The following is an 18,942-nucleotide window of genomic DNA, read 5'->3' as shown; positions in this document are numbered from 1 at the left end:
AGAAAATGATAACTTACAAAGAATCAGGGGTTAATATAGAAGAAGGTTATAAATCAGTTAAGCTTATAAAAGACTATGCAGCAAGAACAATGAGTAATTATGTTTTAAATGGTCTTGGAAGCTTTGCAGGAATGGTTGAACTTCCAGAAGGGTACAAGAAACCAGTTTTAGTTTCTGGAACTGATGGAGTTGGAACAAAGCTTGATATAGCTTGCAAAAAGAAAAAATATGATACAGTTGGAATTGACTGTGTTGCAATGTGTGTTAATGATATTCTTTGTCATGGAGCAAAGCCACTATTTTTCTTAGATTATATAGCTTGTGGAAAGCTTGAAGCAGAAGTAGCTGCAGATTTAGTTAAAGGTGTATCAGAAGGATGCATTCAATCAGATTGCGCTTTAGTAGGTGGAGAAACAGCAGAAATGCCAGGTTTCTATAAAGAGGGGGACTATGATATAGCAGGATTTGCTGTGGGGATAGCAGATAAGGACGAAATAATAGATGGTTCAAAAATTGAAGATGGAGATGCTTTAGTGGGGATAGCATCTTCAGGAATTCATTCAAATGGTTTTTCTTTAGTTAGAAAGCTATTTACAAACTTAGATGAAGAATTTAATGGAGAAGAAGTTTGGAAAACATTAATTACTCCAACTAAGATTTATGTTAAACCAGTTTTAAAGCTTATGGAAAGCTTTGAAATTAAAGGAATGGCTCATGTAACTGGTGGAGGATTTATAGAAAATGTTCCAAGGATGTTTAATGGCAGAGAGTTAACAGCTGTTATTAACAAGGGTAGTTACCCAATACCAGCTATTTTTGATAGAATGGTTGAACTTGGAGTTGATAAAGACCATATGTATAACACATTTAATATGGGCATAGGATTTGTTTTATGTGTTAAAAAAGAGGATGCTGAATCAGTAACAAAAGCTCTTATAGAAATGGGAGAAAAGGCTTATGTAATTGGTCATGTAACCTCTGGAGGTGAAGGTATTTGTTTAAGATAGCAGTTCTTGTATCAGGGGGAGGTACAAACCTTCAGTCCATAATAGATGCAGTTAAAGTTGGGGAATTAGACTGTAAAATAGAAATGGTCATTAGTAGTAAAGATGGTGTCTATGCCTTAGAGAGAGCAAAGAAAGCAGGAATAGATACATACGTAGTTAGCAAGAAGGAATATGGGGAAAATCAATCAAATAGAATTTTAGAATTAACAGAAGGAAAGGTAGATTTAATAGTCCTTGCAGGCTATTTATCAATACTGGATGGGGAAATTTTAGATAAGTTTAAAAATAGGATCATTAATATACATCCTTCCTTAATACCTTCATTTTGTGGCCCTAAAATGTATGGACTTCATGTACATGAGGCTGCAATTAAGAAGGGAGTTAAAGTTTCTGGCTGTACAGTTCATTTTGTAAATAATGAAGTAGATGGGGGAGCAATTATTTTACAAGAAGCTGTACCAGTATATTTTGAAGATAGTGCGGAAGATCTTCAAAAAAGAATATTAGTAAAAGAACACCTGTTATTACCAAAAGCAATAAAGTTGATTTCAGAAGGTAAAGTTAATGTTATAGATGGAAGAAGTAAAATTTATTAAATTGGAGGCCAAGTTAATGAAAAAGAGAGCGTTAATTAGCGTATTTTACAAAGATGGCGTATTAGAATTTGCTAAGTTTTTAGAAAAAAGAGGAGTTGAAATTCTTTCAACTGGTGGAACTTACAAACATTTAAAGGAAAATGGAGTTAATGTTATTGAAGTAAATGAAGTTACTAACTTCCCAGAAATGTTAGATGGAAGAGTAAAAACATTACATCCATTAGTTCATGCAGGAATCTTGGCGATAAGAGATAATGAAGAACATATGAACACTTTAAAGGAAAGAAACATAAACACAATAGATTACGTTGTAGTTAATTTGTATCCATTCTTTGAAAAGGTTAAAGAAGACTTGACATTTGAAGAAAAGGTTGAGTTTATTGATATTGGTGGCCCAACAATGTTAAGAGCAGCAGCTAAGAATTTCCAAGACGTAGTTGTAATTTCAGATAAGAATGACTATGGTAAGGTAATGGAAGAAATAGAGGCAGAAGGTGAAGTTTCTTACAATACAAAGAAGAGATTAGCTGGTAAAGTATTTAACTTAATGGGAGCATATGATGCTGCTATTGCTAACTTTATGTTAGAAGGAGTTGAAGAATATCCAGAATATCTATCAGTTTCATTTAAGAAAAAGCAAGGATTAAGATATGGAGAAAACTCTCATCAAAGTGCAGCTTTCTATGAATCCACAACAGTAGAAGGTGCTATGAACACATTTGATGTATTAAATGGTAAAGAGTTATCATACAACAATTTTAAGGATATGGATATTGCTTGGAAATGTGCAAATGAATTTGATGAACCAACTTGTTGTGCATTAAAGCATAATACTCCATGTGGTGTTGCAACTGGTAAGGATGCTTATGAAGCATATATGAAGGCTTACGAAGTTGACCCAACATCAATCTTTGGTGGAATAGTTGCTTTTAATAGAAAAGTAGATAAGAAAACTGCTGAAGAAATGGTTAAAATATTCTTAGAAGTAATAGCAGCTCCAGAATATGACGAAGATGCTTTAGAAGTATTAAAAACTAAGAAGAATTTAAGAGTTCTTAGAATGCATAACACTCCAAAGGATGAAAGATACATGGTTACAGTTGATGGTGGTATCTTAGTTCAAGAAGAAGATAAAAAGTTAATTGAGGAAATAAAGGTTGTTACAGAAAAGGCTCCTACTGAAGAAGAAATGAAGGATTTAATCTTTGGTATGAAGGTAGTTAAGTATGTTAAGTCTAATGCTATAGTGGTAGCACATGATGGAATTGCACTAGGAATTGGTGGAGGACAAGTTAATAGAATTTGGCCAACAGAAGATGCATTAAAGAGAGGTAAAGGAGCTACAATTTTAGCTTCAGATGCATTCTTCCCATTTAGAGATGTAGTAGATCAAGCAGCTAAAGCTGGAATTAAGGCTATAATTCAACCAGGTGGGTCATTAAGAGACAAAGAATCAATAGATGCATGTAATGAACATGGAATAGCTATGGTATTTACAGGGCTAAGGCACTTCAAACACTAATTAGTGAAGAATTAATAGTTTTTGGGAGGATAAATATGAAGTTATTATTAGTTGGGTCAGGTGGAAGAGAACATGCTATTGCTTGGAAGCTTGCACAAAGTCCAAAGGTAGATAAAATATATGTAGCACCAGGGAATGGTGGAACAGCTTTAGAAAATAAATGTGAAAATATCAATATAACAGATATAGATAAATTAGTAGAGTTTGCAAAAAATAATGATATACATCTAACAGTGGTTGGACCTGAGGACCCTCTTACTAAAGGAATAACTGATAAGTTTAAGGCAGAAGGATTAAGATGTTTTGGACCAGATTTTGAAGGTGCAAAACTTGAAGGAAGTAAGAGTTTTTCAAAGTTCTTTATGAAAAAGTATGGAGTTAAAACTGCTGAATATGAAGTATTTACAGACCCAGAAGAGGCTCTATCATATCTTTATGATTGCCAATATCCAATAGTTATAAAGGCAGATGGACTTGCAGCTGGAAAGGGTGTAGTTATTTGCGAAAGCAAAAAAGATGCTATGAAGGCTGTACAAAACCTTATGGTTGATGATGCTTTTAATGGAGCAGGTCAAAAGATAGTAGTGGAAGAATTCTTAGAAGGTGTTGAAGCTTCAATCCTTTCTATATGTGATGGAAAAAGAATAATCCCATTTATATCCGCTAAAGATCATAAGCAAATATATGATGGTGGTAAGGGACCTAATACTGGTGGTATGGGAGTTCTTGCACCAAATCCATATGTTACTAGTGAAGTAATGAGAGACTTTGAAAATAACATTATGGCTAATACTTTAAGGGGAATACAAGAAGAAGGCTTTGACTTTAAGGGGATTATTTTCTTTGGTCTTATGATAACTAAAAAGGGAGTATACCTACTAGAGTACAATGTTAGAATGGGTGATCCAGAAACTCAATCAGTGCTTCATTTAATGGAAAGTGACTTATATGAAGTTATTGAGGCTGCCATGGATGAAAGATTAAATGAAATTCAAGTAGAGTGGAAGGATGAAGTTTGTATAAACGTAGTTCTTGCATCTAGTGGATATCCAGGAGACTTTCCAAAAGGATTCCCAATTACAATAGATGAAAGTATAAAGGATAATGTCTTTTTAGCAGGAGCAAAGCTTGAAAAGGGAGTTTTAAAGACTAGTGGAGGAAGAGTTCTTTCTGTAATTGGTACAGGTAAGACTTTAGAGGAAGCTAGGGAAGAAGCTTATAGAAATGTTGAGCTTGTTGATTTTATGGGAGCTTACTGTAGAAAAGATATTGGGATATTTGAATAGGTAGTGGAGATTAAGAGGAAATCCAGTGATTGCTGGATTTCTTTTTTTGGATTAAAATAAGAAGATAAAAAGAGTGATAGGGTTTGATAATAGGATAATAAAGTTTTTGTAGAGTTATGGTAATGCTTTGAATCCGCCAATGAATCCATGACTGAAATATCGTGGATTTTTTTATAAGAAAAAAGCATCAAGTATATATATTTATTATTTAATTTAGAAAAACATATAATTAATATGATTTATAAATACTATTAGGATAAAAAGATTTTGATGGAAGATTTTGCTGCTCTTTAAGGAGTTTTTTTATTTATTGGAACATAAAAATCAAAATATTTCAAGTTAGATTTTTTATTACATTACTTCTAAAGTTTACACAGACTATTTTATATTCTCTCTATATCTTATCTAGTACGTATATAGTTTAATTGATATTTAGGTGAGTTTAGATATAGTTCTGTATAATCTAAAATACTACCATCTTCTAGGTAAGTTGTATTTCCAATCTTTATTATTGGCGTATTATCATCAAGATTAAATAATTCTGCAATGCTCTTTGGTGGCATTATAGGATATGTTTGATGATAACTATAATCTATTTTTTTATTTCTTACATGTTCAAAATAATAATATTTTGACTCCTCTAAAACCCTAATAGATATATCAGGATTGTCTTCGACGGACATATAAGTCTTTTCAAAAACAAAGATATCATCATTACCATATCTAATTCTTTCAATATAGTAAATCATATCGTTTGGCTTAACTCCAATCATACGAGCTATTTTTGAGTCTGCTTCAATTATAGAAAAGCTATTTATTTTTGTGTAAGCCTTAAGTCCCAATTCTTCCATTTCTTCAGTAAAACTCTTTAAGGTAGCTATTTTTTGAGTAGCCGGATTATGATTGACAAATGTTCCTACACCAGCAGTTCTATATAATAACCCTTGAGCAACTAAGTTATCAGTAGCTCTTCTAACTGTAACTCTTGATACATTATATGTTTTTGAAAGTTCAAGTTCAGTTGGAATCATGTCGTTCTGTTTAAAGTATCCAGTTTGAATCTTATCTAATATATCTTTTTCAATCTGCTTATATTGAGCAATTCTTTTCTTTTTACCTTTCATTTAAAACCTCTCTAAAAGTATTCATATAAAAGTATTCATATATTAGTATACATTAAATTTAAAAAAAATCAAATACAATTAAAAACGAATGTGTTATCATATAATTGTATTTGTGTTTACATTTAAAATGAAAGTAAAGGAAAATTTATATGGAGAGTAAAAGAAAGCTAATAGAAAGAATAAAAGGAGGTTTGATTGTATCTTGTCAGGCAAAGGAAACAGATCCTCATTATTGGGATGATTACACCCTTCATATGGCAAAAGCAGCTATTTGGGGCGGAGCAATAGCATTAAGATTAGATACCCCAAATGATATTAGAAAAATAAAAAAAATAAGTACAATTCCTATAATAGGTTTATGGAAGGTGTTTAATGAAAAGTATGATGTATTTATAACTCCTGGTATGAAGCATGTAAGAGAGTGTATAAAAGCAGGAGCAGATATTATAGCTGTAGATGCTACTAATAGATTAGTTAGTGAAGAGAAATACGCTTATGAAATAATTAAAGAAATAAAAAGTGAATTTCCTGAAGTCCCAATTTTAGCGGATATACGAAATGTTGATGATGCGAACATAGCCTTAGAGGAAGGCGCAGATATGATAGCGCCAACACTATGTAGATTTGATAAGAATTATAAGAGTACATCAAAACCAGATTTTGAATTGCTTTGTAGGTTAGTCCAGCTTTGCAATGAAAATAAAATAGGGAAAGTTATTATGGAAAGCAAGATAAGTACACCAGAAGAAGCAATAATATCTTTATATCATGGGGCTTATAGTGTAGTTGTTGGAAATGCTATAACTAGACCACATATAACTACCCAAAAATTCTGTGATGCCATAAATGGGTATAAAGAAAAAAGAAGTTTATTCTATTGGCAAAATAGATAATGTAAACATATTATATTTAAATGTATTGACATTTGAAAAGCAATTGTTTACAATTGAGATAACAAGATAGAAGGAGGGATTTTATGAAGTACAAATATTTGATTACAGATTTTCATACAAATATTCATCATGAACAAATGAATCAACTAGAAGAATGGTATGAACAAGCAAAGGAAATGTTAGATTTTTGGCCTATAGCATATTATCCATATTATTTGAGAAAAGATGAAACAGGGATTTTCCTAGAAGATATTCATACTATGGATAAGGTTCAAGAAGATTGGAAAAAGATTAATGAATTTGTAAAGATGAAGAATAAGGAGAATAAAGATTTTCCAATATTTAATGGTTATGAATGGCAAGGTGCAGGATTAGACGGGGATCACAATGTGTTTTTTAAGAATGAAGGACCATTAGTAAATCCTATGAGATATAGTCAATTATATGAAGAACTAAAAGAAAAAGATGCAATTGCAATTCCACATCATTTAGCATATAGCTTATCTCATAGGGGGAAGAATTGGGAAACTCATATAGAAGAGTTTTCACCATTTGCTGAGATATATTCATCTCATGGCTCTTCGGAAAGTGGAGATACAGATATTCATATGAGTCGTCATATACATATGGGACCAAGAACTGGAGGAACTTCTGTATTTGATGGACTAAAGAAAGGAAACAAGGTAGGGATAATTGCTTCAGGAGATAACCATGTTGTTGCAGCACAGTATGGACACGGATTTGCTGGGGTTTTAGCAGAAAATAATACTCCTGAAAGTATATGGGATGCTATATTAAAAAGAAGAGTTTATGGAATGACAAGTGGAAGAGTTGAGCTTCTTTATGAAATCAATGAAAACGTTATGGGGAGTGAATTCCAAACTGTTGAGGACAAATTAAAGCATCATATAAAAGTAGAAACACAAGAAGCTATTGATAGAATTGTAATTTACAAAAATGGAAAGCCTTATTTTACATATAATCATGGTGAAAAATGGATGAATGAAGAATTAGATGGTATGGTGAAATTTAAATTCAAGGTTGAATTTGGATGGGGACCTGACTTAAAGATTTATCCAGATATACAGAAGAAAGAATGGATTGGAAAGCTAAATACATCAGGAAAAATATGTTCAATAGAAAAATGTTGGACATCAAGAGGACAATGGATTAATGAAGTAGGTGATAATTCATGTGAATTTGGTCTTACAACAAGAAAAACTACTCAGTCAGGTAAATGGATGGGACCATCACCAGTAACAACAGAAGGCTTTGTTTTTGAAATAGAAGCTGATATTAATTCCAAAGTTATTTTAGAAGTAGATGGACAAAAATTTGAAAAAAGCGTAAGAGAGTTATTAGATAATACAAGTCTTATAGTATTCTTAGATGAAGCAAAAGCTTTAGCAAAAGAAAGGTTTGGATTTGATGATTATTATAGAAGTGATCCATTCTATCACAATGCATATAAGGTTAGACTTATGAAAGCTAAGCCAGAAATAGCTTATAAAATTGATAAAGAAGTTATGTTAGATTTTGATAATGATTCATATTACTTGACAAAGGTTTATTGTACAGATGGATCAGTAGCATGGTCATCACCTATATGGGTAAAGAGATAAAATATTAATTTTTATAAAATTACTTAGGAGGTTCATTATGAGTATCAAAGAGAATAGTTTAGTAAACAAATCTTTTGGACTAGCGCAAAAATTAGGTAAGGCAATATTACTACCAATTGCAATTTTACCAGTTACAGGTTTATTTTTAGGAGTAGCAGCTGCCTTGACCAATGCTTCTGTTCTTGAAGCATATCCAATACTTGCAAACACAGGGTTACAAGCTTTTCTGCAAATTCTAAATGCTATTGGTAAAAGTGTATTCGATGCACTACCACTTATATTTGCAGTAGGTATAGCAGTAGGTCTGGCTAAGACTGATAAGGGAACAGCAGGCTTAGCAGCTGTTGTAGGTTATTTTGTACTAATCACTACTATTAATGCTTTATTAAAGGTTACTAATCAACTACCTGGGCAAGGGGTAGATCCAAAATCACTTGGACAAGGGGCTCAATTTGGTATTATGACACTTCAGATGGGAGTTTTTGGTGGTGTACTAGCAGGTCTATATACATCATGGGTACACAATAGATTTTATAAGTTAAAGTTACCTGAAGTTTTATCATTCTTTGGTGGTTCAAGAAGTGTTCCTATAATTACAACAGTAGTTGGTGGAATATTTGGTGTTATCATGTTCTTTGTATGGCCAGCAATAGGTAATGCAATAGCAGCATTTGGTCAATTAGCTTCACAATTAGGTGTATTTGGATCTTTTATTTATGGATTAATGTTAAGAACTTTATATGTTTGCGGATTACATCACGTATTCTATTTACCGTTCTGGACTACAGCGGCAGGTGGTGTTGCTGAAGTTGGTGGAGTAATGATAGAAGGATGGCAAAATATATTCTTAGCTCAATTAGCAGATCCTAACACAACACATTTCTTCGGAAATATCGCACTTTATAACAGCGGACGTTATATACACATGTTATTTACAATGCCAGCTATTTGTTTAGCGATGTATCATGCAATTCCAGATAAGAAGAGACGTAAGAAAACTCTTGGATTTTTATTATCTTTAGCATTAACTTGTTTTATAACAGGTGTTACAGAGCCAATTTCATTTGCACTATTATTTGCAAATCCAATACTATTTATAGCTGAAGCATTGATATTTGCATTAGGTTTCGTAGCTTGCGCAGTAACAGGGGTAACAATTGGTTCAACATTCTCAGCAGGATTAATTGAATTTTTATTATTTGGTGTATTTCAAGGTAATGCAAAGACAGGATTTGTATGGATAATAATTTTAGGTATTCCATTTGCAATAGCTAGTTATTTTATATATAGATTCTTAATAGCTAAATTAGATGCAAAAACACCAGGACGTGAAGATGATAATGAAGAAGCAGAATCATCATTAAAAACTGCTTACAAGAGTGGACAAGCAAAAGCTATTATTGAAGCTTTAGGTGGAATTAAGAATATAGAAGATATAGATAACTGTGCAACTAGGCTTAGAGTTAACATAAAGAAAATTGCTGATGTAAACTTAGATTCATTAAAAGAAACAGGTGCCCATAATACATTAGTAAGAGGAAAGAATCTTCAAGTTATTTATGGACCGTCAGTTAATATAGTTCGTGTAGAAATAGATGAATATCTTGAATCATTAAATAATTAGGATATTAAAAAAGGCATGGATAAGATAGCAAGTATTATATATAGCTAGTTTATTCTTGCCTTATATATGATGAAAAGAGGAAATAGTATGTTTTCAATATTTAAAAAAGATAAGCTTAAGTTTGTTTCTCCTGTTAAAGGTAAGCTTAAGAGTTTAGATAATGTAGAAGATGAAGTAATTGTAAATAGAGATTTAGGAGATGGTTTTGCTATAGAACCAATGGATACTAAGATAGTATCTCCAATAGATGGGAAGGTAACTTTAGTTTTTAAAACACTTCATGCAATAGCTATTGAAAATGAAGATGGTCCAGATATTTTAATTCATATTGGATTGGATACAGTAAGACTTAAGGGAGAAGGTTTTAAGTCATTCTGTGAAGTAGGTCAAACTGTTAAGAAAGGCGATTTATTAATGGAGGTTGACTTTGAAGGAATAAAAGACAGGGTATCTTCTTGTGATGTTATTGTGCTAGCTCAAGAGAATGTTGACTTTAAGATATTAAAGGAAAATCAGATTGTTCAATGTGGTGAAAAAGAGATTGTAGAAGTAAAGTAGGAGGATTTTAAGATGAGTAAGGTATTAAATGCAAAGAAAAGTAAGTTTACAAGAATAATTGCCTATATAATAGATTGTTTAATAATTATTTTAACGACAAGTGTAGTATCATTTTATGCAATCAACATTAGACTTGGTATAAACTACATAGTTTTAAATGAGTTACCGAAGGATTTTAGATTATTGTATGATATTATAGCTATTTTTGTATCTATAGTAGCAATAGTAGTTGTACCATTATTTAATAAAGGAAGAACTATAGGTAAAACAATTATGCATTTAGAACTTACTAGTAAAGATAACAATTCAGTTTCTCATCTTAAAATATTTGTAAGACAAGGATTAGTGATTTTCCTATTAGGAGGAATATTAAATCCTAATCATTTAAATTTAATAGATTTTTTAAATTTAAGTGTTAGTAACTTTTTTGGAAGTGTTCAAATAATAGTTAATGGATTAAGTATTTTTTGTGGTTTCATGTTTCTTTTTAACAAAGGAGGAGCTACATTATATGATAAATATCTAAATCTAAAAGTAGAAGTAAATATGTAATAGTGGAAGGAGCAAAAAAATGAACATTTTATATATACATACACATGATTCAGGGAGAATATTATCACCCTATGGTTATGATGTACCTACACCAAATATAAAAAAATTTGCAGAGGATGCTACTTTGTTTACTCAAAGTTATTGTGCATCCCCTACATGCTCTCCATCGAGAGCAGCATTGCTTACAAGTACATATCCACATCAAAGTGGTATGTTAGGTCTTGCACAACGAGGATTTTCCATAGATTACAGTAAGCATTTAGTTAATTTTTTAAATAATCATGGATATCGTACAGTATTATCTGGAATTCAACATGAAGCAGGTTGGTATTTGGATCACGAATCTGGAGCTAAAATGATTGGATATAAGGAAAATTTAACTTGTGATAACAGCAATTATAGGCAGGAAGATCTAACAATTTGGGATAGTAAAAATGCACATGAAGTAACTAAGTGGTTAGATAATTATGATAAGAAGGAGCCATTCTTTCTTTCTTATGGAATGTATGCAACCCATAGAAGATATCCAGATGTTATTGATAAAGATATTAATGAGAATATGGTAAATCCTCCATACCCTATACCTAACAATCCTGAAACTAGAAGAGATCAGGCTCGTTATATGACTAGTGCAAAGAGTGCAGATAGATGCTTTGAAGAGGTAATACAAAGCTTGAAAAATAATGGATTATATGAAGATACAATAATTCTATTTACGACTGACCATGGATTAGCAAATCCATTTAGTAAATGTACCCTATTTGATAGTGGAATAGCAGTAAGTTTAATAATGAGAGTTCCAAATTCTAAAACTAAAGGGCAAGTTGTTGATAACTTAGTTTCACATATTGATGTATTTCCTACAATATGTGATTTGTTAGGATTAGAAAAACCAGAATATCTAGAAGGAAAATCATTTGTTAAGTCATTTGAGGATACAATGGCCCCAACCAGAGACGAGATATTTGCAGAAGTAAGTTTTCATACTTCATATGAACCAATCCGTTGTATAAGGACAAAAAGATATAAATATATAAGATACTATGATGAAGAGTATTTAAAAATAAATCAATCTAACATAGATGAATCGCTTTCGAAGGATTATCTATTAAGAAATGATTTGGATAAGCAAGTTAAGTATAAAGAAGCATTATATGACTTATATTATGACATTGGAGAAAGAAATAACCTTATTGATAATGAGGAGCTATCAGAAATTAAGAATGCTTTAGCAGAAAAGCTAGAAAATCATCTTAATGCTACTGAGGATATTATTTTACAAGGTGAAATTCCAATAAAAAAGAAGTGGAAAGTTAACAAGAAGGAATGTAAACAAGCGAGTTCTAAAGACGAGAATGATTATGTAAGTTTAGGTAGATAAAATCAATTAAAAGGAGTATGAATTTACTATACTCCTTTATTTGTGGTTGAGAATGTATAAAAATTTTATTTACAAACTTAGGAGGATATAAATGAAAATAATTCATTTTTTTGTTGCTTTAGTGTCATCTTTAGTTGGAGCTATTAGTGGAATAGGTGGAGGAGTTATAATTAAGCCTATATTAGATTCTATAGGTGTCATGAGTGTATCTACTATAAGCTTTTTATCTGGCTGTACTGTTTTAGCAATGACTATAACTTCATTAATAAGAAATAAGAAAAATGAAAGCGGGATAAATATTAATTATAGTGTTACAATTTATCTAGCATTAGGTTCTGCTTTAGGTGGAGCAATAGGAAAAGCACTATTTGATATTATAAGGGATAATATATTTAGTGAGAATATAATTGGAGTGATTCAATCTATAATATTATTAATTATAAATGTTGTAATAATCTTTTATATGAAAAATAAAAGTAGCATTAGAACTTTAAAGATAAATAATAGAGATATTTGTATTTTAATTGGACTTAGTTTAGGGATAATATCTTCCTTTTTAGGGATTGGTGGTGGTCCTTTAAATATTGCGGTATTATATTATTTTTTATCTATGAGTGCAAAAGAGTCCACTATAAATTCATTATTTATAATTTTCTTTTCTCAAGTTACGAGTTTAGTAACTACATTATTGACATGGGATATAACAAAATTTGATTTTATATTTCTAATTTTAATGTGTATTGGAGGAGTTATTGGGGCAATGGCTGGAAGTAATATTGCTAAAAAAATGGATGATTGCAAAACAGAGAAATTCTTTATGATAGTGCTTTTTATGCTTAACTTTATAAATATATTTAATATTATAAAGTATATTTTGTATTAATTCTTATTACAAAAGCTATTTTATGCATGAAAAAGGTGGAAATCCAGCGTTGCTGGATTTCTTTTTTTAAAGTTAAAATGTATAAAATCAATAATAAAAATTGTAAAGATTACTAAAGTGTGGAATGAGATAATTGTAAATAATGGGATAGGTTTTATTTAATTAAAATCTATTATTTGTAGAAAGGGGAAATTTTATATAAAAGGAGGGATGTAGTAAATTACAATCAAATTTATATACTTTAAAAGAAAGGAGAAATTATGAGAAAGAGATTTTTTAAGATTTCAATTGGATTACTTGTTACGTTTATCATGAGCATAATGCCAGTAAATATACAATATATATTTGCTGCAGAGAATGAAATGCTTGTTGATGATACTGTGACAACTGGTGTACATTATTTTACGTATACTGAAGAAACAGATACTAGCGGAAAAAATGGATGGGCATCAGATAAGAAATCATCAATTAAAGGTGAAGAGTATGCGCAGACACAGCACTGGGTATGGAATAATGATTCTAAAGAGGCTGCAAAGCATACTTATACATTTACCTTTGAGGGGACTGGAGTAGAGTTATGGGGTGTAAAAAGTGATGACTACAACATGTTCCAGTTAGATAATGGTCAAATAGAGAAGGTAAAAATTGAAGGTGAAGCGGATACACCAACAAAATTATATAGTAAGACAGGACTAACAAAAGGAAGGCATACAGTAAAGGTTACTTTAGCAGAAAATGGTAAAGGTTTACAGGTGAGTTATGCAAAAGTAATTGGAGCATCTCAAGATAATCCTGATAATCAAATAGAGAAAATAATACCTACTAAAGTAGAAGGAACAACAAATAAGTTTACTTATAATAATCCAAATGGTTTTAAGTGGAGTTTTTCTAGCAGCGAAGCGTATATAGATACAAAAGGTGATGTATCTAAGGCAGAAGAATGTTACTATGAGATCCCATTCTATGGAAATGGAATTGAGATATTTGCTAATAAAAATCATAACCATGGGATTGTGAAATTTACTATAGATGGTAAATACGACAAAGAAGTAGATCTTTATAATTCTACTAGAACACAAGCACAATCTGTATATAAAATTAGTGGTTTAGAAGAAGGAAATCATACATTAAAAGCTGTTATGCAAACTAAAAAGAATTCAGGTAGCAGTAACTATGTTAATCAAGTAGCATATGCAGAGGTTTCTCATGCTCCTTATGTTATAAAAGATATTATATTAGCAGAAAAAAGCTATGAAATGTCAGAGGGAGCAACTCAAAAAATAGAGTATACATTAACACCAGAGTATGTAACAGTAAATGATATAGTTTTTGAAAGCCAAAATAAAGATATTGCTACAGTTAACAGTAAAGGTGTTATTACAGCTGTAAAAGAAGGAACTGCAAAAATAACTGTATCTAGTGAAAAAGCAAATATTAAGAAAGAAATAACAGTAAATGTAAAGAAAGCTGTTCCAGGAATTGGAGGAAGTATTGTTGATGTAAATACTCAGTATACACAAGATCGCTATGAAGAGGTTAAGAAACTAGGAACTACATCTGCAACTCTTACAGCATGGAAAAATGATAAGGCAATTAGTGAAATATCATTATATTCAAAAGACAGCAAATTAAGTAATGTAAGTATTTCAGTTAGTGATTTTAAAAATGGTGAAAAGGTTTTAAAATCAGATAATATAAAAGCTACATTTATTAAGTCTGTAAAAGCGTATAATGGTGAATATTTAGGATATGGTGATAAAAATCGTGAGGTACCAGCAGAAACTGAAACAAATCGTAGTGAATCTAATGATGTGTTATACCAAACAACACCAATAGAAATTGGATTTAATAAATTACAAAATGTTTGGGTTGAAGTTAATGTACCAAAAGGAACAGAACCAGGAACATATACTGGAAAATTAAAAGTAACTGCAGATGGAATTAAAGAACCATTAGAATTTACTTATACATTAAATGTACAAGATGCAGAACTTCCTGATGCAAAAGAGTTTGAAAATGGATTTGATATTGAATTATGGCAATATCCATATAGTAGTGCAGAGTACTATAATGTAGAACCATTTTCAGAAAAGCATTTAGAAATAATGAAATCAAGTATGTTAAAATACAAAGAAATTGGTGGACATGCTATTACAACATCAATTGTAGAAGATGCATGGAATGCGCAGACATATAGTAAAAATGATGTGCATTATCCATCAATGATAAAGTGGACTAAGAAGGCAGATGGAACGTTTGAATATGACTATACTCATTTTGATAAATGGGTAAAATTTAATAAAGAGCTTGGAATTGGAGATAAAATTGTATTATATAGTATTGCTCCATGGCATAATAGCTTTGCTTATTGGGAAGGTGATAAGCTAGTATATGAAAAATATAAGGTTGGGGATGCTAGATATACAAAGGTTTGGAAAGACTTTTTGCAAGATTTAGTGGATCATTTAACTAATATGGGGTGGTTTGAAGAATCGTATATTGGTATTGATGAAAGAGGCTTTAGTAATGCGGCTTTTGATATTGTAGACTCTGTGAAAAATATTCATGGAAAATCTTTAAAGACAGCTGGAGCAATGGATGGATTTGTTGATAAGCCAGATTTAGCACTTAGAGTATATGACTTAAATGTTGGAGATACAGCTGCTGCAAAACATCCAAAAGAGTTTGAAAAATTGTTAGAAAATCGTAATGAATTAGGATTACGTACAACTTTATATTCTTGTACAGAGCACCAACCAGGAAATTTCTCATTAAGTGCACCAGTAGAAAGCTATTGGTCAATTATTAATGCTGGAAAAAGTGAAACAGCAGGATTCTTAAGATGGGCATATGATGCATGGGTAGAAGATCCATTACGTGATACAACTCATAATGCATTTGAACCAGGAGATTGTTTCTTGATTTATCCAGATGAAAAAGATGCGGAAAATCCTACAAGTAAAAGTTCAGTTCGTTTAGAAATTATGGCAAAGGGTGTTCGTGATGTAAACAAACTTCTAATTATGGAAAAAGAAGTTGCTTCTTTAGAAAGTGAAATTGATGCTTTATATGGTAATATAACAATTACTCCAGTTACAAGTCGTTCATATTTAAGTGAAGATAAAGTAAATCAATTATCACAAGAAGTAGAAAAATTTACTGAAGGAATTAATAAATTAACAGAACGTTATATTAACTTAAAGGAAAATGGAGCTAATGAAGTTGAATCTGTTACAATTGATGGCAATGAAAAAGAAATCATGTTAGGTAGTACAGTTCAATTAAAAGCAGTTGTAAAACCAGATAACCTATTAAATAATCGTGTAACTTGGACATCTTCTAATGAAGGAATTGCATCTGTTAATGATAAAGGTGTAGTTACAGCAAATAAGCTAGGTAGTGTAACTATTACTGCTATATCAGTTCAAGATGAAAGCAAAAAAGCAACTATTAAAGTTACAGTATCACCAGTTACAATTGATAAATCAGCACAAGTTTCTTATTATTCTTTTGATAAGGATAAAGATGGGAAAGTAGTTGATGAATGGGGTTCTAGAAATGGAATTAATGAAGGAACTATTGCAAAAGGTAAGTCTAATAATGCATTAAAAGTAACAGAAGATGGAAAGAGTGTGACTTTAGAAGGAGATTCTCAAATTGCTGCTGATGATGCATGGAGTATTGCTTATTGGGTAAATACAGATGCTGAGTTTAATAAAGAAATATCTGTTATTAGTGATAAGGATAAGGCTTTTGCAGCATCATTAAAAATGGCAGAGAATCGTGATAGTGGATTCCGTGTAGGAAAAGGAAATGGAGATGTATTAACATTCCAATATGATTTTAAGCCTGATAATTGGTATCATATAGCATGGACTCAAAGTAAAACAGATGGATTAAGCATGTATATAAATGGTCAATTAATACAAAAAAATGACTGGACAAAAAAGAATACAGTAAAATTCCCAATGGATATTATAGGTAGTACAGGATTTACTGGATTAATTGATGAAGTTAAGGTTTATAACAAGGTATTAAATCCTAGTGAAATAGCTTCTACAATGTTAGTTAAAGGATTAAATATTACAGAAAACTATAAGAGGTTGTATATTGGTGAAACTTATACAGTTGAAACAAATCTACTTAGTGATAATGAGGATAAAACAATTACTTACACATCTAGTAATCCAAATATTGCAAGTGTAGATGAAAATGGTGTAGTAACAGCTAAAGAACGTGGATTAACTACTATTATAGTAGAGAATAAAGCAGGTGGATATAAGGAAGAGGTAACTATTGAAGTAAGTAAGAAACTAACAATTTCAAATACTTTAGAAACCTATGAATTACCAGTAAATAGATTAACTGATATTGAAAGATCACCTGGTGGAGACCGTCAATATCTTGGACAACCAGATATGGTACGCACTAGCACTGGTCGTTTAATTACTGCATATCCAAAAGGACATGGAAAAGGTCCTATTATAATGCAAATTAGTGATGATAATGGAGAAACATGGACGGAAAATAATAATATTCCTAGTAGTTGGATAGGTTCTCAAGAAACTCCTACATTATATGTTTTACCATTAGGAAATGGAAAAGAGCGTATTATGATGATTACAGCATGTCCTGGATGGGGAACAGATTCAAATGGAAATAAAACTGGATGGAATACTTCATATTCTGATGATAATGGAGAAACGTGGACAGAATACAAGCATTGGTACTCTAATCATGAAAATGGAAAAGAAAATAATGTTATTGTAGGTATGGCATCTTTAGTACAATTAAAAGATGAAAGTGGAAATTACATTCAAAAGTGGATGGGAGTATACCATGACTATGATTATGTAAACTACAAAACTTACCTAACATTTAATGAAAATGGTGAAGAACAATGGAGTGAACCAGAGCCATATTTAAGTGATTATCGTAATATTGAAAGTACGTATAAAATGTGTGAAATTGGTATGTTCAGATCACCAGATGGAAAACGTATTGTTGGATTAGCACGTAGCCAATCTCATAATAATCCTGCAACTATGATTTATTCTGATGATGAAGGAAATTCATGGAGTAAACCAATGGATTTACCAGGTTCTCTTGCAGGAGAACGCCATAAAGCAGCATATGATCCAATTAGTGGTCGGTTAGTGATATCATTCCGTGAAATTCAATATGATTTAAATGGAAATAACACTTTTGATGGTGATGCTGATTGGACTGCTGGAGAGTGGGTTGCATGGGTTGGAACTTATGAAGATCTTATGGAACAAAGAGATGGACAATATCGTATTGAAATATGTAAAGATTATTCTAAGAGCGCTAAATCAGGAGATACTGGATATGCAGGTGTTGTTGTTTTAGATGATGGTACATTTATTATGGATTCTTATGGACATTGGGATGAAGAGTTCTCTAATAATTGGACAGGTGGAGTAACCACAGACTTATGTTATATAAAACAAGCAAAATTTAAGCTAAGTGAAATTGATAATATGGCTGGATTAATTGATAGAAGTGAACTAGAAGAATTAATTGATAAAGTATCAGGTCTTAATAAGGATGAATATACACCTGAAAGTTGGAGTGACTTTGAAATAGCATTAAATAAAGCAATTAATGTGAAAGATAATGTGGAAAGTACTCAAGATGAAATTGATGAAGCAAAGGAAAAATTAAGTAAGTCTTTTGATAATTTAAAGAAAAACAAAACTGATACTGGAGGATCTGAAGATACATCAGATAATGATGTAGATGATTCTAACAGTGTTAAAACTGGTGATACAACAAATACAGCAATGCTATATTTAGTAGCACTAATGAGTTTATCAGTAATGTTCATATTTAAAAGAAAAAGAAGAAGTATTTAATATTATTTGAAAAGATAG

13 protein-coding genes are annotated in these 18,942 nt (G+C 31.2%); 12 read left to right on the top strand and 1 reads right to left on the bottom strand.

Annotated features, from left to right (window positions below):
- Positions 1-5 precede the first annotated feature (5 nt).
- Genes purM through purD form a run of 4 tightly spaced genes read left to right on the top strand, consistent with a single transcriptional unit; the run spans position 6 to position 4,411 of the window.
- Complete coding sequence (gene purM, locus DR024_RS14670) at positions 6-1,007, top strand: phosphoribosylformylglycinamidine cyclo-ligase (RefSeq protein WP_055184894.1); 1,002 nt, start codon at positions 6-8, stop codon at positions 1,005-1,007.
- Positions 995-1,603, top strand: a complete 609-nt coding sequence (gene purN / locus DR024_RS14665; protein WP_111919084.1) for a phosphoribosylglycinamide formyltransferase — start codon at positions 995-997, stop codon at positions 1,601-1,603. The genes purM and purN overlap by 13 nt, the downstream gene beginning before the upstream one ends.
- Positions 1,604-1,619: 16 nt before the next feature.
- Positions 1,620-3,125: a bifunctional phosphoribosylaminoimidazolecarboxamide formyltransferase/IMP cyclohydrolase gene (gene purH / locus DR024_RS14660; protein ID WP_027097317.1), complete on the top strand. Its 1,506-nt coding sequence runs from the start codon at positions 1,620-1,622 to the stop codon at positions 3,123-3,125.
- Positions 3,126-3,160: 35 nt separating this feature from the next.
- Positions 3,161-4,411 (top strand): phosphoribosylamine--glycine ligase, encoded by a 1,251-nt coding sequence (purD, locus tag DR024_RS14655; RefSeq protein ID WP_099313254.1) that lies wholly within the window; start codon positions 3,161-3,163, stop codon positions 4,409-4,411.
- Between the two features lie 401 nt (positions 4,412-4,812).
- Here purD and DR024_RS14650 read toward each other — a convergent pair whose 3' ends face one another.
- Positions 4,813-5,535 carry a GntR family transcriptional regulator gene (locus DR024_RS14650; protein WP_027097319.1) on the bottom strand — a complete coding sequence of 241 codons (723 nt, stop codon included), beginning with the start codon at positions 5,533-5,535 and terminating at the stop codon, positions 4,813-4,815.
- Between the two features lie 149 nt (positions 5,536-5,684).
- Here DR024_RS14650 and DR024_RS14645 point away from each other — a divergent pair, with 149 nt between their 5' ends.
- From DR024_RS14645 to DR024_RS14610, 8 genes are all read left to right on the top strand, one after another.
- Positions 5,685-6,428: an N-acetylmannosamine-6-phosphate 2-epimerase gene (locus DR024_RS14645; RefSeq protein WP_111919082.1), complete on the top strand. Its 744-nt coding sequence runs from the start codon at positions 5,685-5,687 to the stop codon at positions 6,426-6,428.
- A gap of 83 nt (positions 6,429-6,511) precedes the next feature.
- The gene (locus DR024_RS14640) at positions 6,512-8,050 is read left to right on the top strand and encodes a DUF3604 domain-containing protein (RefSeq protein ID WP_111919080.1); all 1,539 of its coding nucleotides are present in this window, start codon (positions 6,512-6,514) and stop codon (positions 8,048-8,050) included.
- Between the two features lie 37 nt (positions 8,051-8,087).
- The gene (locus tag DR024_RS14635) at positions 8,088-9,674 is read left to right on the top strand and encodes a PTS transporter subunit EIIC (RefSeq protein ID WP_027097322.1); all 1,587 of its coding nucleotides are present in this window, start codon (positions 8,088-8,090) and stop codon (positions 9,672-9,674) included.
- Between the two features lie 87 nt (positions 9,675-9,761).
- Positions 9,762-10,232, top strand: coding sequence for a PTS sugar transporter subunit IIA (locus DR024_RS14630; protein WP_034865867.1), 471 nt, complete (start codon positions 9,762-9,764; stop codon positions 10,230-10,232).
- A 12-nt stretch (positions 10,233-10,244) separates the two neighbouring features.
- Positions 10,245-10,784 carry an RDD family protein gene (locus DR024_RS14625; RefSeq protein WP_027097323.1) on the top strand — a complete coding sequence of 180 codons (540 nt, stop codon included), beginning with the start codon at positions 10,245-10,247 and terminating at the stop codon, positions 10,782-10,784.
- 19 nt (positions 10,785-10,803) lie between these two features.
- Positions 10,804-12,165, top strand: a complete 1,362-nt coding sequence (locus DR024_RS14620; protein WP_027097324.1) for a sulfatase family protein — start codon at positions 10,804-10,806, stop codon at positions 12,163-12,165.
- A 91-nt stretch (positions 12,166-12,256) separates the two neighbouring features.
- Positions 12,257-13,048, top strand: a complete 792-nt coding sequence (locus DR024_RS14615; protein ID WP_065254603.1) for a sulfite exporter TauE/SafE family protein — start codon at positions 12,257-12,259, stop codon at positions 13,046-13,048.
- A 260-nt stretch (positions 13,049-13,308) separates the two neighbouring features.
- The gene (locus DR024_RS14610; protein ID WP_027097326.1) at positions 13,309-18,924 is read left to right on the top strand and encodes a glycoside hydrolase domain-containing protein; all 5,616 of its coding nucleotides are present in this window, start codon (positions 13,309-13,311) and stop codon (positions 18,922-18,924) included.
- Positions 18,925-18,942 lie beyond the last annotated feature (18 nt).

Source organism: Clostridium paraputrificum (assembly GCF_900447045.1).
In the GTDB taxonomy this organism is placed as follows: domain Bacteria; phylum Bacillota; class Clostridia; order Clostridiales; family Clostridiaceae; genus Clostridium; species Clostridium paraputrificum.
The sequence above is the reverse complement of the archived record's forward strand: the minus strand, read 5'-3'. Positions and strand labels throughout refer to the sequence as shown.

Bases quoted from the DNA above. Each gene is read 5' to 3' on its own strand.
- DR024_RS14650 (WP_027097319.1), bottom strand. From the start codon at position 5,535: ATGAAAGGTAAAAAGAAAAGAATTGCTCAATATAAGCAGATTGAAAAA.
- DR024_RS14640 (WP_111919080.1), top strand. From the start codon at position 6,512: ATGAAGTACAAATATTTGATTACAGATTTTCATACAAATATTCATCAT.
- DR024_RS14635 (WP_027097322.1), top strand. From the start codon at position 8,088: ATGAGTATCAAAGAGAATAGTTTAGTAAACAAATCTTTTGGACTAGCG.
- DR024_RS14610 (WP_027097326.1), top strand. From the start codon at position 13,309: ATGAGAAAGAGATTTTTTAAGATTTCAATTGGATTACTTGTTACGTTT.
- DR024_RS14630 (WP_034865867.1), top strand. From the start codon at position 9,762: ATGTTTTCAATATTTAAAAAAGATAAGCTTAAGTTTGTTTCTCCTGTT.
- purD (WP_099313254.1), top strand. From the start codon at position 3,161: ATGAAGTTATTATTAGTTGGGTCAGGTGGAAGAGAACATGCTATTGCT.
- DR024_RS14615 (WP_065254603.1), top strand. From the start codon at position 12,257: ATGAAAATAATTCATTTTTTTGTTGCTTTAGTGTCATCTTTAGTTGGA.
- purH (WP_027097317.1), top strand. From the start codon at position 1,620: ATGAAAAAGAGAGCGTTAATTAGCGTATTTTACAAAGATGGCGTATTA.
- DR024_RS14645 (WP_111919082.1), top strand. From the start codon at position 5,685: ATGGAGAGTAAAAGAAAGCTAATAGAAAGAATAAAAGGAGGTTTGATT.
- DR024_RS14625 (WP_027097323.1), top strand. From the start codon at position 10,245: ATGAGTAAGGTATTAAATGCAAAGAAAAGTAAGTTTACAAGAATAATT.
- purM (WP_055184894.1), top strand. From the start codon at position 6: ATGATAACTTACAAAGAATCAGGGGTTAATATAGAAGAAGGTTATAAA.
- DR024_RS14620 (WP_027097324.1), top strand. From the start codon at position 10,804: ATGAACATTTTATATATACATACACATGATTCAGGGAGAATATTATCA.